This is a genomic window from Prochlorococcus marinus str. SB (assembly GCF_000760115.1).
Lineage (GTDB): Bacteria > Cyanobacteriota > Cyanobacteriia > PCC-6307 > Cyanobiaceae > Prochlorococcus_A > Prochlorococcus_A marinus_D.
In genome coordinates, this window is record NZ_JNAS01000002.1 from 474,312 (window position 1) to 489,447 (window position 15,136).

Genomic DNA, 15,136 nt, shown 5'->3' on the forward strand with positions numbered 1-15,136 from the left:
TTATACGTTATTACTATGAAGCTTCTAAGCAACCGAGGAAGAGGCATTACTTACCTCAAGATTTTCTATAGGCAATTGAGCTAAACCACCATCAGGTATAATTCTCTTAATTTGAATTGGGCCATATAAGTAATTAATTTGTTTAATTTCAATTTTATTTTCTGATGATAAAAATAACAAAGCCCAAAAAACTCCCAAACGGTCTTTATCTAAATCATTTTTTACTACTGTTTGCCATTTCGTGACTAAATATTCAAAATCTGTCCATTGTAGTGCTTTTTCCCATCCTTCAATAAATTTCCCTAATGCTTTAGTGGTTTCTGGAAGTTTCTCGCGATGCGCTAATGACTTTACATGAGAAACTAAAGCCTTATCAGAATATTTTTTATTTCTTTTTCTCTTCATGAGCAGAAGATCTTGGGTTTCTATAAGTTCTGCTATTGACTCTAACTGACTTACAAGTTCTCCCAAAGTTGTTGTACGTTTAAGAATCGGTTGCGCGATTGATCTTCTCCTTAGATATTTTTCAGGATATTTTGGAATATCAAATTCTTTATCAATCCAATCTTGATCATCCAAATCAAATTCATCTTCAAAATCGGAAGAATTGTCTTTGAAAACATCAGATTCCAAAACCTGAGCCTTAAGATTAACTAATACGGAAGCCGCAAAAAATGCTTCACTAGTCTCAGCTAAATCCTTCTGATATGAGATTTGACTATTTGAAGATTGATTAAAAGTATGTGTGTATTGCTCTAAAAAACTATCAATTACACTTATTACATCAATATCCCATGGATCAAGCTCACCTTTACCTGCAGCGTCTTGAAGAAACTTGATCAACAATCTAGGGCCTAATTGCTGCTTATCAATAGGATTGAAATAAGATATTTTGAAATAGATAAAATCTACTCACAAGATATCTTTTAATTTATTTAATGCCAAACAATATTGCGTTAATTTAAAAAATTATATTGTTGGAGCTTTTAGAATATCATTTGTTTTAGTTCCTGAAAAAATATTTGTTTTCACAGCACTTTTAACTGCAGTTAAATCTCGATCAACCAAATTATTGATAGATGCAATGTAACTTTCAGTAATTAATCTTGGGTATAAACCTATTCCAATAATCGGTAAAAGTAAACAGGCAATAATATAAACTTCCCTTGGCTCTGCATCTATAAGTTTTCGTTCTTGGATTAATTGAGGATTTTCTTTACCAAAGAAAATTTCTCGTAACATTGAAAGTAGATAAATAGGAGTAAGTATTACACCTATAGCAGCTAAAGAGGCCATTACTACCCTAAAAGGAAGTGTATACACTTCATCAGTAACAAATCCTGTAAATACCATCAATTCGGAAACAAATCCACTCATTCCAGGCAAAGCCAAGGAAGCAAGGGAGCAAGCAGTCCATAGGGCAAACATAATTCTCATTTTTTGTCCTACACCACTCATTTCATCAAGTTTAAGAGTCTTTGTTCTGTCATATGTGGCACCAACAAGAAAAAATAAACTTGCACCTATTAATCCATGACTAACCATTTGCAGCATAGCTCCGCTCGTTCCAAGGCTACTAAAACTACCTATACCAATAAGAACAAAACCCATATGACTTATCGAACTGTATGCAATTTTTCTTTTAAGATTTCTTTGAGCAAAAGAAGTTAATGCAGCATAAATAATGTTGACTACCCCTAGAACTATTAATAATGGGGCAAATTGAGCATGAGCAACGGGTAATAATTGTGCATTAAATCTTAAAAGAGCATATCCTCCCATCTTTAATAAAATTCCTGCCAATAGCATATGAACAGGAGCTGTAGCCTCTCCATGAGCATCTGGAAGCCAAGTGTGAAGAGGTACTATTGGAAGTTTCACACCAAATGCAATTAAAAGCCCTACATAACATAATATTTGGAATTTTTGACTAAAATTTTGAGCCGCCAAGTGAGAAAACTCAAAGTTAGGAATTTCTGTACCATAGAATCCCATTGCTAACGCTGCTAGAAGAATGAAGATAGAACTTCCAGCTGTATAAATAATGAATTTTGTTGCTGCATATTGTCGATTTTTGCCACCCCATATAGCCAGCAATAAATAAACGGGAATTAACTCAAGTTCCCAAGTTAGAAAAAATAAAAGCATATCTTGTACCGCAAACACAGCGATTTGCCCGCCATCCATAACCAATATCAAAAAGAAAAATAACTTTGGTTTGAACTTGACTGGCCATGCAGCAAGAACTGCTAAAGCAGTTATAAAACTAGTCAATAATATTAACGGCATAGACATGCCATCAGCGCCAACAGACCAAGTAAGACCTAAATCAGGGAGCCAACTAATATTTTCTTTAAGTTGAACATTTTCATTACTAATATCAAAGCCATTTATATATGAACCTACAGTTATTAAAAAAGTTATTAATGCAATAGACAATGCAAACCATCTCACCTCTTTGCCATCCCCTTTATCTGGGAAAAAAGGTATCACAAATGCACTACCAATTGGGAATAATATTGAAGCAGATAACCAAGGGAAATGAGACAATCCAGCTCCCAAAGTTCCCAACATTTGTGTCGCAAAATGTGTATAAAAATAAGTACTCAATTTAATAAGAAATTTATCTTAAATAAAGTCTAGAAATTTTCTGCATTTTTTCACCCCAATGGACAGTGAAGACACACAATTGTAATTAAGATACCTGAGGAGATTGAAAACCAAATATAGCAACTAGTAAAATTACACCTCCAAAAACAATAAGTGCATAAAATTGAGCCCTACCAGTCTCAAAATATTTTAAACCTTCTCCACTTCCTAAAGTTACAAGTCCAGTAAGATTTACAACGCCATCAACAACCTTTGAATCAACCTCTAAAACTTCTTTAGCAAGTTTTCTACTACCCTTAACAAAAAGTTTCTCATTAATATCATCTAGGTACCATTTATTGGATAAAAATAGGTTGATGCTAGGAAACTTTTCGGCAAATAAAACTGATAAATTAATTTTTTTCACAAAATATGCCTGATAAGCAATAATGATTCCGGCTGATGCAATAAGTATTGAAGCAAGTGCTAAAGGTAAAAATTCTTTTAATTCGAAGGCTTTTGCAGCAGTCTCTGCTTCTTCAGGATCTAGTAAATTTGCAATTTTGCTATCCCATGGAAATCCCATAAAACCAATTATTACAGACGGTACAGCTAGAAATACCAAGGGAAATGTCATAGACCAGGGTGACTCATGAATAGAGCCATGTTCTTCATGCTCTTCTTCATTTTCATCATCTAGGTTTGTTTTGGAGGCTATTAGAAGCTGTTTTTGCAATTCTTTATTCTCCCCTCTGAAATCTCCTTCAAATGTCAAGAAATAAAGCCTAAACATATAAAAAGCAGTCATACCTGCTGTTAGAAGTCCTACAAACCAAAAAGCTGGAAATGATATAAAAGCATTTCCTAGTATCTCGTCTTTACTCCAAAATCCTGCCAATGGGGGAATTCCACTAATTGCTACACAACCTATTAAAAATGTTGTTGATGTATATGGCATTTTTTTTCTTAAACCGCCCATCAATCTCATATCTTGAGCTAATACAGGCTGATGGCCAACTACTTCTTCCATAGCATGTATAACTGAACCAGATCCCAAAAATAGCATTGCTTTAAAGCAAGCATGAGTTACTAAATGAAAAATTCCTGCAACTGGTGCTCCACAACCCATTGCGAGCATCATATACCCAAGCTGAGAAACTGTGCTATATGCTAAACCTTTTTTTAAATCCATTTGTGTCAAAGCTATAGAAGCTCCTAAAAAACAAGTAATGGTACCAACTAAAGCAATAATGAACTGAATAGAGGGGAATATTGAATACAAAGGTTGTAGTCTTGCTACTAGAAAGATTCCTGCTGCAACCATTGTTGCAGCATGGATAAGTGCAGAAATCGGTGTAGGACCTTCCATTGCGTCAGGTAACCAAACATGAAGAGGAAACTGAGCGGATTTAGCCATTGGTCCTAGAAAAACTAAAAAACAAAGTAATAAAGCAGCCCAAATGGGTATCGAATGGTCAGATATCGATTGAGAAATTCCAATAGCTATTTCATTAAAATCAAAACTATTTGTTGCCCAAAATAGGCCAAGAATTCCTAGTAATAATCCAAAATCTCCCACTCTATTAACAACAAATGCTTTTTGAGCAGCGTGTGCAGCGCCATCCCTGTCATACCAAAAACCAACTAATAAATAAGAACACATCCCAACTAATTCCCAAAAAACATAAATTTCTAATAAATTCGGACTAACTATTAATCCCATCATTGAACTACTAAATAATGCTAAATATGTAAAAAATCTGACATAACCTTTGTCATGTGCCATGTAACCATGAGAGTAAATCATTACCAGCAAAGTTATTGTTGTTACTAACGCAAGCATTACACTCCCCAAAGGATCAAGGACAAATCCCATTGGAATTGTGAAATCCCCTGCATTGGCCCATACAAATAATTTTTCTACTGATTGATAACCATTAACTTGTTCAATTAAAGCTTTATAACTAATTACCGCAGAAATCCCAACGAAAGAAATCAGACCTACAGAAACAATTTCTCTTGAATTATTAATTTTCTTGTTAATGCTTATTAGTCCTAAGCCAGAAAGCACTGCTCCAATAAGAGGGAAAACGGGAATTAACCAGGCAATTTCTGAAGCTTGTGGCATTTTTTAAAAAACTTATATTTTGATTTTAAACTGTCAATTGAAAAATTCAGACAAAAATGATGAATTAAATGTTTTAACAGCAATATTTATATATTGATGAGACCACCAAAGTACGCCTATTGCAATTAATATGCCAACTTGAGATAACCTAAAAAATTCTTTAATCTTAAATTCTTGCCTCCCCTCAAGTATCGCCAAGAAAGGGATTATTGAAGTATTTTTTTTAAAATTTTCAAATTCTTCTCCAAATCTATTTGCTAATCTCTTATCGCCATGCCAGATTGCAAAAAGGTGATGCAAAACTAAGCCAATAGAAGTTACTAATGTGAATGATGTACCAATCCATAAAGTATGAGCAAAACACCAAATTATCTGACCAAATGCTTGTGGATGTCTTGTGATTCGCATTATCCCAGTTCCATAGATTCGTACTTTAGGTTTTAAAACTGAAGGAATTTCTAGCAAATTGTAAGTAGCGGGATATAAAAATAAAAAACTTATTGCAGTTAAGAACCAAACGACTATAAAAACAAAATTATTACCCTGTAAATTCCATAATCTGATTCCGTCATATCTATGAGCTAAAAAATAACTAATCAAGATAATTGCAGATGGCAAACTTAAAAAAACAAAACACAAACGCCATAATCTTGGACCCATAATAGATTCTGCTTTGATTCTTAAAGCAGCTCCCCCACTATGAATGACCGCAAAAATCAAAATCAAAATTAAGATGATTAGCGAAGTTTTATGAATCTCCATATATTTTAATTATTCAAATAATTTTGTTCTTAACAAGAATGCTCTTAAGCATTAGAATTATAAGAAACTGTAGGCATAATAGATGCCAGAATTACCATTTACACTCGACCAATTAAGAATATTAAAAGCTATAGCAGCTCAAGGAAGTTTTAAAAAGGCTGCAGATCTCTTATATGTAACCCAACCTGCCGTAAGTTTACAAATACAAAATTTAGAAAAACAACTTGAAATCACAATTTTCGACAGAGGTGGTAGGAAGGCTCTATTGACTGAAGCAGGAAGATTATTACTTGAATATTGTGAACGAATTTTGAATCAATGCGACGAAGCTTGCAAAGCTATTGAAGATTTAAATAGCTTAAAAGGTGGAACTCTTGTCATTGGAGCGAGCCAAACAACGGGTACCTATTTAATGCCGAGAATGATAGGACTATTTAGACAAAAATACCCTGACGTATCCGTTCAACTTCAAGTTCATAGTACGAGAAGAACTGGTTGGAGTGTGGCCAATGGGCAAATTGACTTAGCCATTATTGGCGGACAATTACCTGGAGATTTGGAAAATTTGCTACAAGTAATTCCATATGCAACTGATGAATTGGCATTAGTTTTACCATCTAAACATCCACTTTCGATCAAAAAAGAGCTTCTAAAAGAAGACTTATACAAATTAAATTTTGTAACATTAGACTCACAATCAACAACAAGAAAAGTTGTTGACAAACTTCTCCAGGATTCTGGGCTTGATATTCAAAGATTAAAAATTGAGATGGAACTTAACTCTCTTGAAGCAATCAAGAATGCAGTTCAATCAGGTTTAGGAGCTTCCTTTTTGCCTGTTGTTTCTATTGAAAGAGAATTATCTGCTGGAACAATCCACAAAGCATTCGTTGCTGATTTAGAGGTAAAAAGAGAACTTAAATTAATTACTAATCCGTCAAGATATACATCGAGAGCATCAGAAGTATTTAAGAAAAACATTCTTCCACAATTTGCTAGTTTAGAAAGCCCTTTGAGGCATATATAATTTCGATCAAAACTGAATTGCTTCTCTGTTAATACCTACCCCGCCGTCTTCAGCTTGTCCATCACCTTTTATTATAAATTTATTTTCATTTACATCAGTCTGATAAACACACTTAACTATTGGCTTATCTCTTATAGAACCAATATAAGCAAAAGTATTCATCCTTTGCTTACATTCTCTTACATCTTCATTACTAATTGCACCCTCTTTTTGTAGCACTGTCCAATTCTCTCTTCTAATAACACACCCTGGCTGAAGAGCTGGTTGCGTTACAAAACTCGTAGATGGATTCAGAGTCGTATACATTTCAACATCAATTACAAAAGCACTAGCTCCCCATTGTCTGCAAAATTCAGGATCTGGGACAGCCATATCTAATTGTTGTTGACTTGCTATATTCCCCTGCCCGCCATCAGTTGTACTGGTGATAGCGCTCCCGATACCAACTCCTAAAATTAATACTCCAGCAAGTACGGCAATGGTTCCTGTACTAAAGTTGATCTTTTGCTCAGAAGAAGCAGGCAATCTATTGCTTCTTTGACCATACGAATCAATGTCCTTTGGATTTGGTGGATAATAACTTCTATTTGTGCCTCTTCTTGGCCTTCTATTTGAGGATGATCTATTCACAGCACTTCATTTGTCTTTGGTAAACCCATTGAATAATTCATTACTCTACAATCAGGGTTATAGCTAAGCTGACCGTTTTGAAGCAAAAACTTAATCAAACCTTCAATTTCTGATCCTATTTTTCGAAGTTCATAATCATCTAAATCCTTTCCTGCCCTCTCTTTTATTAATTCTTTGAATTTTTCATTTATTTTGTTTAGAGAATCTTCATTCCAAATAAATTCGTTATCAGGATCTAAATCAAGAGTTAGTTTTTTGGGATGAAACTTTAATTCCTCATCTACCACTTCGGCAGTAAAAATTCTTACATGCCTAGTAGTCGATTTTAAAAGCATTTTTTCCATAATTTTACGAAATAATCAACGAAAAAAACTATTATGTTCTAACTTTAATGTAGCTTATTAGTAAGTGTTAATTTATTTCTTGATTTAATAATGCGTGTTGTAATTGCTGGTGCTGGTTTAGCAGGTTTATCTTGCGCCAAATATTTAGTCGATAATGGACACATTCCGATTGTTCTTGAAGCCAGAGACGTTTTAGGAGGGAAAGTTGCTGCATGGAAAGACGAAGATGGAGATTGGTATGAAACTGGGTTACATATATTTTTTGGAGCCTACCCAAATATGTTGCAACTTTTTAAGGAATTAGATATTGAAGACAGACTTCAATGGAAAAGTCATTCAATGATTTTTAATCAGCCATCAGAGCCTGGAACTTACAGTAGATTCGACTTTCCCGATATACCTGCTCCAGTTAATGGCGTATCAGCAATACTAAGCAATAATGATATGCTTTCATGGAATGAAAAGATTCTATTTGGATTAGGTTTAGTGCCTGCAATGCTGAGAGGCCAAAAGTACTTAGATAAATGTGATACAAAATCATGGACAGATTGGCTAAAAGAGCACAATATACCGGAAAGAGTTAATGATGAAGTATTTATAGCGATGAGTAAAGCCCTTAATTTTATTGGACCGGATGAAATATCATCTACAGTTTTATTAACAGCATTAAACAGATTTTTACAAGAAAAAAATGGTTCTAAAATGGCATTCCTCGACGGAGCTCCTCCAGAAAGGCTTTGCCAGCCAATGGTTGATTATATTACTGCTCGTGGTGGTGAAGTTCACATGAATAGTCCATTAAGGGAAATCAATCTTAATGAGGACAGCACTGTTAAAAGTTTTACTGTCGCCTCTTTAGATGAAAACGAAAAGAAAGAGCTAACGGCTGATGCTTATGTAAGTGCAATGCCCGTAGATCTCTTTAAATTAATGATCCCAAAACAATGGAAAGGGTTAGATGCATTTTCTAAATTAGATGGTTTAAATGGTGTGCCAGTCATTAATATCCATTTATGGTTTGACAAAAAATTAACAGATATTGATCATTTATTATTCAGCAGATCACCTCTCCTCAGTGTTTATGCAGATATGAGTATCACCTGCAAAGAATATGAAGATCCAAATAGATCAATGCTTGAATTAGTTTTTGCACCAGCAAAAGATTGGATAAATAGGAGTGATCAGGATATTGTTGATGCAACTATGGAGGAACTCAAAAAATTATTCCCAACGCATTTCATGGGAGACGATAAAACAAACTTACGAAAATATAAAGTAGTCAAAACTCCAAGATCTGTTTACAAAGCAGTTCCTGGATGCCAAGAGTTCAGACCTAGTCAAAAATCTCCTATAAAAAACTTCTTTTTAGCAGGTGATTATACTATGCAAAAATACTTAGCATCTATGGAAGGAGCTGTTTTAAGTGGTAAATTATGCGCGGAATCAATCAATAAGGAATATTCCAAAACTCCTCAAAATGTTTCTTCATAAGATTTACATTCCAGTAATTTAAAAATTAATCTAAAACTTTTTGAAAAATTCAATTTCTCAACTAGATCAAGCATATGAGATATGCCGAAAAGAAACCCAAAAATGGGCTAAAACCTTTTACTTGGGAACCCTTCTGCTACCTGTAGAGAAAAGAAAAGCTATTTGGGCTATTTATGTTTGGTGTAGAAGAACAGATGAAATAATGGATAGCTTAGAAGCTTCAACAAAATCGCAAGATGAACTTGCAGAAAATTTAAATGTATGGGAAGAAAATACAAAGAATGTTTTTAAAGGCAACATTAAATCGGAATTAGATGCCGTTCTACTAGACACCATCGAAAAATATCCACAAAGTATTCAACCATATCTAGACATGATAGATGGCCAGAGAATGGATCTTAATAAATTTAGATACAAAGATTTTGATGAATTAAAACTCTATTGTTATAGAGTAGCAGGGACAGTTGGTTTGATGACTCAGAACGTCATGGGCATTGATAGTGCTTACACATCCGCTCCATGGAGTGCCAAACCTGACCCCTCAGAAGCCGCTATAGCTTTAGGTATAGCTAATCAATTAACAAATATTTTAAGAGATGTCGGCGAAGATAGGCAAAGAGGTAGAATTTATCTTCCTCAAGAAGATATTGAAAAATTTAATTATTCTGAAGACAAACTTTTAAAAGGTGAAATAAACAAACAATGGAAAGCACTAATGAAATTTCAATTAACCAGGGCTCGCGATTGGTTCCAGAAATCTGAAGATGGAATCAAATGGTTATCTTCTGACGCAAGATGGCCTGTTTGGACATCCTTACGTCTTTACAGAGGAATATTAGATTCTATAGAAAGGCTAGACTATGATGTGTTTAATAATAGAGCTTTTGTAAAAAATTCAGTAAAAGCTTTTGAAATTCCTATATCTTTTTTAATTTCTCGAATTAAATGACTAAGCAGGAGTCTTCTGGTTAGCCAACAAATCTTTTAATTTAGATAGTTCTCCTGCCCATCTTGGATCAGGAGCTTCTAAATTAGGAGCATCACTGTGAACAATTTTCTTAAAGTCTTTCCTCTTCTTATTCTTATTTGATTTTCCACTATTTCTTTTATTTGAAGCAGAATCTTTCTTTTCTGATAGCTCTACTCTTAATTTAGAACCATTAAATTCAAAACCATTTAATTTTTGAATTAATAAATTAGCATTATCTTCATTATTTGAAGTTGCAAAACCAAATCCCCTGCATTCCTTAGTTTCCTTATCTAAAACTGCCTTAAATCTAATCGAGTCAGAAACTGACTTTAAAAGTGTATCAAATTCTTTTGGATTAAATCCTTGTGGTAAATTGCCAATGTAAATGCGAATACTCATAAATTTTTAAAAATGATTTTGAAGTCTGAACTTCTAAACAAAACTAAGCTATGTGTATTTAATCACATTTTGGCGCATTTTGTTCAATCCATCGCTTTGCTTTATAAATAGCTTCATCAAAATTATTCAATCTCTTATACGCAAGTTCTTTAGAAAGATACTGTAAAAGCTCTCCCAAGATAGGTCCATCCTTGATTTCCAAATTTTTTTTAATTACATCACCATTAACTAAGTTTGAGGGATGAAATAATTTATCATCTTTGTCACGCCATCTATTAAGCCATTCTAATTGTAAGTTTTGAGGTAAATAAAAAATAAAAGATGGAAGAAACATTTCTAATTCTTGATGTAATTTAAATCTGTCAAATTCATCTAACTGAGCGATATTTTTGTTTTTCAAGAAAAGATGCCATTTTCGCAATAACTTAGTTTTTGCAATATCAGCTTTACTAAATTTCAGTTTCTCTAAAGTTACAACATTTAAGATTTGAGAAATAAAAAATGATGGTAAATATTTATCTTTTTCTTCTTGATCAAGTTCTCCATAATTAATTTTCTGTAAATCCAAAAAAAAAGAATCTTCAAATAAATTTTCAGTATCAAATATATTTAGTTTTTTTATCAACAATACTGCATCAAGAGCATTTGCTCCATTTACTATTTTCTGTATTTCATAAGTAATTCTCTCTTTTGCGACAAGATATAAGTTCCTTTTATTTTTTTTTATAAAATCAACTAATCTCAAATCAATTTTAAAATTCAATTCTGAAACAAATCGAAAACATCTCAAAATTCGTAAAGGATCATTTAATAAATTGTTTTCAGAATGAGTTCTAAGCAAAGAAATCTCAAGATCTTTAAGACCATTTAATGGATCAAACAAACTCTTCTTATCAAATAAAAAAGCAATTGAATTGATCGAAAAGTCTCTAGAACATAAATCTCCTTCTATGGAAGATGAAACTTGATTAGCAATATCAATATAAATATTGTTAAGAATAATTCTTACTACTTCTCTTTTTTTATCTAAAATAATAAATTTTGATCCAATATTATCTGCAATCTTTTTACCAATTTCAATTGCATTTAAAGGTACCACAATATCAACATCTAACTTTTCAGTTTTTCTTCCCAAAATAATATCTCTTATGTATCCACCAACCAAATATGATCCTTTAGGTAAAAAACCTAACATAAAATCTAAATTATGAAATTTTATACTTTTTTCTAATTCATCAATTATTAGTGTATGATCTGTGTGAAAGCTATTTTTCATATTATTTATTTATTATGTGCATTTGCATCAACTGTAAATGGGTTGATAGATGTATCACTTATCATGATGTTGAGAATAATCATGGTGTTGATCATATTTGTGATCTACCTGATTTTAAAGCAAAAAAACCATTCATTCATGTCAATATAGTTAAAGATAATAATGGTGATTATAAAACTGATTGGGATGTTCAATCTTGTGAAAGTTTTGAAAATGAATTTGGTAAATGGTCTAAGTGTAATCCAGGTATGGAATTACCTGTTTAAAGGTAATAAATGACAATTAAACTTAAACAAAGAGAAAATTACCCTACATTAGTAATCCATAGCACAGACAATTCATTTGGCTTTGGGTATAGAAAAAACAATACCCTAGAATCTGATGAATTATTTATCAAAAAATTTGATAATGACCTTTGCAACAATTTAATTAATGATCTTAACAAATTCATTTCAAAAGAAAATTTACAAAAAATAAATAAGTTGTCTGTCAGCATCGGGCCTGCAAATTTTAATGCTTCACGACTTATTGTGGTTTTAGCAAGAACTATCTCACAACAAATAAATTGTCCTCTAGACAGTTTTAGTTCATTTGAAATAATGGCAAAAAGAATTGCATCAAAAAATAATATCTTTACAAACAAAAAATCATTTTGGATTTATAAAAAATTAAAACGAAAGGGTTTTATTGCAGGTAAATATGAAATTTATCATAAAGAAAAAAACTCCTCGGATCTTGTTATTCGAGAAATAGTTTTACCAAAAGTTATTAAAGAACTTGATTGCAAAGAACTTACTTTTGAGGCTAGTTATGATGATAAAGAAGATTTAAAAGAGCTATTAAACTTAGCAAATAAAAATTTCTTAAATTCAAATTTAGATTCTTGGAGAAAAGTTTTGCCTCTTTACCCCATTTCTCCAATTAACTAAATATTTATCCAAGCAAATTATTAATTTTATCTTGAAGGGATATTGTTACAGAATTTAGATCATCTCTTGATGAACTATGTGGAGGTTGAACAGGTTTTCCTACTTTAATCACTATTTTTGAAAACAAAGGAATAAAGAATTTAAATCTTATTAGTCTATGAGAATTAACTATTGCAACAGGCAATAATAATTTTTGATTTTTATAAGCTAATAATGCTGCACCTTGTTTGGGCCTGTTCACTAGACCATTTTTTTGACGCGTACCATCAATAAATATTCCAATACAATTATCATTTGATAATTTTTTACATGCTGTTTTAATGGTATTCTTATCAACAATTCCTCTTTTTACAGGATAAGCTCCACAAGCCTTGATAATAAAACCAAGTAAAGGTACTTTAAATAGCTCGGCCTTGGCCATGAAAGATATATTACGTCCAAGAGCATGTCCTAACAAAGGAGGGTCAAGCAAAGAACCATGATTAGAAACCATTATAAAAGAATTTTTTTGTGGAATATTTTCTCTACCTATTAAATAACCTCTAAATACAAATTTATAAATTGGCAATACAAAAAGTTTGCTAACTAATTGATAGATTAATTTTTGAAAAACATCATTTTTCATGCTTTATTAATAATTTATTTGACTGGAAGATGAAACTTGAGAAATTTTTAAATCTTTAATGTGTCTTTTTGCTAAACCGCTAAGCACATTTGATGGGCCAATTTCAACAAAATGTAGATCATTATCTTTTGCCATTAAATCCATAGTTTCTCGCCACCTTACGCCATTACACATTTGATTTTCCAATCTAGTTTTAAGCTCATTAGGATCATCACATAATGAAGGTTCATAATTACTAATTACTGGGAAAGAAGGATTTTTAAACTTAATCTGTTTTAAATACTCAGAAAATTTAACTGCAGGCTCATCCATGAATGGTGAATGGAATGCACCTGAAACATTTAATTTTAGGAATCTTTTACAAGAAATTTCTTTCGATAAATTGTCTAACTCTTCATTAGATCCTGATAAGACAACTTGGGAAGAGCTATTATCATTAGCAATTACAACATTTTCACTTTTTTTGACTAACAAATCAAGTTCATTTCTATCAAAACCAATTACTGCTGCCATAGATCCTTTCCCGGCATTTACCATTAATTGAGATCTTACTTTAATTAGTGATACACAATCTTCGAATGAAAAAACATCGGCAGAATATAATGCTGTTATTTCTCCCAGACTATGCCCAGCAACATAATTTGGTTTAAAACCATTTTCTTTTAAGGCATCTAATAAAATTGATTCAACCAAAAAAAGACAGATTTGTGTATTTCTTGTATTGTTTAAATCATTAAGAGGATTTGTTGGATCAGAATTCAACTCGCAAATTTCAAATAAATTTCTCTCAAATATCTCAGAAGCATAACTAAACCTCTTTTTTGTGCTCGGCAAATTTTCAATTTGTTTTGCCATTCCAATTTTTTGCGAACCCTGTCCAGGGAATACCCATGCAACTGTCATAATTTTACTATTTTGTTTTTAACCCCATTTAATTAGGGCTGCACCCCAACTTAACCCAGCACCGAAACCACTTGTAGCAATAATATCATTTTGTTTAATTCTATAATCCCTAATAGCCTCATCCATCATTAGTGGAATTGTTGCTGCTGACGTATTGCCATATTTTTGTAAATTACTAAGAATCTTTTCTCTGGGAATTTTTAACCTTTCTCCTACAGAATCTAATATTCTTTGATTAGCTTGATGCAGCAAGAGCCAATCAACTTGATCAGAATTATATTTCATTTTTTTCAACAACTTTTCAAGAATTAGGGGAACTTCTTTAACTGCGAATTTATAAACTTCCTGACCATTCATCTGAATTGGAGAAAAACCTCCACTTAAAAAGTCAATTTCATCAACTATTGAATCCTTATTCTTTTTTGATGGAAGATTAAGAAAAGAACCCCTTCCACCATCAGTTCTCATATCAAAACCTATAAAATTATCAAATTCATTTGTGGCTTCTATTGCTAATGCACCGGCACCATCTCCAAAGAGAATACAACTTCTTCTATCGTTCCAATCAACAAAACTTGATAATTGATCTGCTCCAATAACAATAGCCCTTTTAAAACTACCCCCTTTTAAAAATTGTGAGGCTGTTATTAGGGCAAATAAAAAACCACTACAAGCTGCAGTTAAATCGAAAGCTACAGCATTAACTGCCCCTAATTTAGCTTGAATTGATGGGGCTGATCCAAATAAATCATGCGGAGTAGAAGTAGCTAAAACAATTAAATCAATCGTTTTAATATCCCAATTAGCCATTTCTACAGCAGTTAGAGCAGCCTTATAACCCATCTCAGTAACATTATCTTTTACACCAGAGATTCTTCTCTCAGAAATACCAGTTCTTGATTGTATCCATTCATTGCTTGTATCAACCTTTTGACTAATTTTTTGATTGGTTAAAATTTGATCAGGTACATAACTTCCGCTTCCCTTGAATGACACTCCAATCTGATTAAAATTTATTCCTTCCAAAAGAATTTTTTTAGTTACTTATATTAGTCAAACATAA

At 32.4% G+C, this 15,136-nt stretch carries 16 protein-coding genes; 5 read left to right on the forward strand and 11 right to left on the reverse strand.

Going from position 1 to position 15,136, the window contains the following annotated elements; genetic code table 11:
* Positions 1–24 precede the first annotated feature (24 nt).
* The 4 genes from EV02_RS03695 to EV02_RS03680 form a co-directional block, all read right to left on the reverse strand.
* Positions 25–846 (reverse strand): segregation/condensation protein A, encoded by an 822-nt coding sequence (locus EV02_RS03695; protein WP_032519737.1) that lies wholly within the window; start codon positions 844–846, stop codon positions 25–27.
* Positions 847–969: 123 nt separating this feature from the next.
* On the reverse strand, positions 970–2,574 hold the full coding sequence (locus tag EV02_RS03690; protein WP_032519738.1) for an NAD(P)H-quinone oxidoreductase subunit 4: 1,605 nt from the start codon (positions 2,572–2,574) through the stop codon (positions 970–972).
* Positions 2,575–2,695: 121 nt separating this feature from the next.
* Positions 2,696–4,717, reverse strand: coding sequence for an NAD(P)H-quinone oxidoreductase subunit 5 (locus EV02_RS03685; RefSeq protein ID WP_032519739.1), 2,022 nt, complete (start codon positions 4,715–4,717; stop codon positions 2,696–2,698).
* 33 nt (positions 4,718–4,750) lie between these two features.
* Positions 4,751–5,479, reverse strand: a complete 729-nt coding sequence (locus EV02_RS03680; RefSeq protein WP_032519740.1) for an NnrU family protein — start codon at positions 5,477–5,479, stop codon at positions 4,751–4,753.
* A gap of 82 nt (positions 5,480–5,561) precedes the next feature.
* Here EV02_RS03680 and EV02_RS03675 point away from each other — a divergent pair, with 82 nt between their 5' ends.
* Positions 5,562–6,506, forward strand: coding sequence for a LysR family transcriptional regulator (locus EV02_RS03675; RefSeq protein WP_032519741.1), 945 nt, complete (start codon positions 5,562–5,564; stop codon positions 6,504–6,506).
* A gap of 6 nt (positions 6,507–6,512) precedes the next feature.
* Here EV02_RS03675 and EV02_RS03670 read toward each other — a convergent pair whose 3' ends face one another.
* Both EV02_RS03670 and ndhM read right to left on the reverse strand, forming a co-directional pair.
* A complete protein-coding gene (locus tag EV02_RS03670; protein ID WP_032519742.1) occupies positions 6,513–7,136 on the reverse strand; it encodes a DUF3172 domain-containing protein in 624 nt (207 codons plus the stop codon).
* Positions 7,133–7,480: an NAD(P)H-quinone oxidoreductase subunit M gene (ndhM, locus tag EV02_RS03665; RefSeq protein WP_032519743.1), complete on the reverse strand. Its 348-nt coding sequence runs from the start codon at positions 7,478–7,480 to the stop codon at positions 7,133–7,135. The genes EV02_RS03670 and ndhM overlap by 4 nt, the downstream gene beginning before the upstream one ends.
* Before the next feature lie 90 nt (positions 7,481–7,570).
* On the opposite strand from ndhM, the gene pds reads away from it, so the two are divergent.
* Entirely contained in the window at positions 7,571–8,971 is a 1,401-nt protein-coding gene (gene pds, locus EV02_RS03660; protein ID WP_032519745.1) for a 15-cis-phytoene desaturase, read from the forward strand.
* Between the two features lie 40 nt (positions 8,972–9,011).
* Positions 9,012–9,920, forward strand: a complete 909-nt coding sequence (locus EV02_RS03655) for a phytoene synthase (RefSeq protein ID WP_032519746.1) — start codon at positions 9,012–9,014, stop codon at positions 9,918–9,920.
* Here EV02_RS03655 and EV02_RS03650 read toward each other — a convergent pair whose 3' ends face one another.
* Positions 9,921–10,340: an RNA recognition motif domain-containing protein gene (locus tag EV02_RS03650; RefSeq protein ID WP_025880297.1), complete on the reverse strand. Its 420-nt coding sequence runs from the start codon at positions 10,338–10,340 to the stop codon at positions 9,921–9,923.
* Between the two features lie 58 nt (positions 10,341–10,398).
* Positions 10,399–11,616 (reverse strand): CCA tRNA nucleotidyltransferase, encoded by a 1,218-nt coding sequence (locus tag EV02_RS03645; RefSeq protein WP_032519747.1) that lies wholly within the window; start codon positions 11,614–11,616, stop codon positions 10,399–10,401.
* Positions 11,617–11,630: 14 nt separating this feature from the next.
* Between EV02_RS03645 and EV02_RS03640 the strand changes: the two genes are divergently transcribed.
* On the forward strand, positions 11,631–11,882 hold the full coding sequence (locus EV02_RS03640) for a Ycf34 family protein (protein ID WP_011817632.1): 252 nt from the start codon (positions 11,631–11,633) through the stop codon (positions 11,880–11,882).
* 9 nt (positions 11,883–11,891) lie between these two features.
* The gene (locus EV02_RS03635) at positions 11,892–12,545 is read left to right on the forward strand and encodes a molecular chaperone (RefSeq protein ID WP_032519748.1); all 654 of its coding nucleotides are present in this window, start codon (positions 11,892–11,894) and stop codon (positions 12,543–12,545) included.
* Positions 12,546–12,549: 4 nt separating this feature from the next.
* On the opposite strand, the gene EV02_RS03630 is transcribed toward EV02_RS03635, so the two are convergent.
* From EV02_RS03630 to EV02_RS03620, 3 genes are read right to left on the reverse strand one after another with little or no spacing between them, the layout of a single operon-like run.
* The gene (locus EV02_RS03630; RefSeq protein WP_032519749.1) at positions 12,550–13,170 is read right to left on the reverse strand and encodes a lysophospholipid acyltransferase family protein; all 621 of its coding nucleotides are present in this window, start codon (positions 13,168–13,170) and stop codon (positions 12,550–12,552) included.
* 6 nt (positions 13,171–13,176) lie between these two features.
* Positions 13,177–14,073: an ACP S-malonyltransferase gene (gene fabD / locus EV02_RS03625; RefSeq protein ID WP_032519750.1), complete on the reverse strand. Its 897-nt coding sequence runs from the start codon at positions 14,071–14,073 to the stop codon at positions 13,177–13,179.
* A gap of 18 nt (positions 14,074–14,091) precedes the next feature.
* Entirely contained in the window at positions 14,092–15,099 is a 1,008-nt protein-coding gene (locus tag EV02_RS03620; protein ID WP_032519752.1) for a beta-ketoacyl-ACP synthase III, read from the reverse strand.
* Positions 15,100–15,136: the final 37 nt, after the last annotated feature.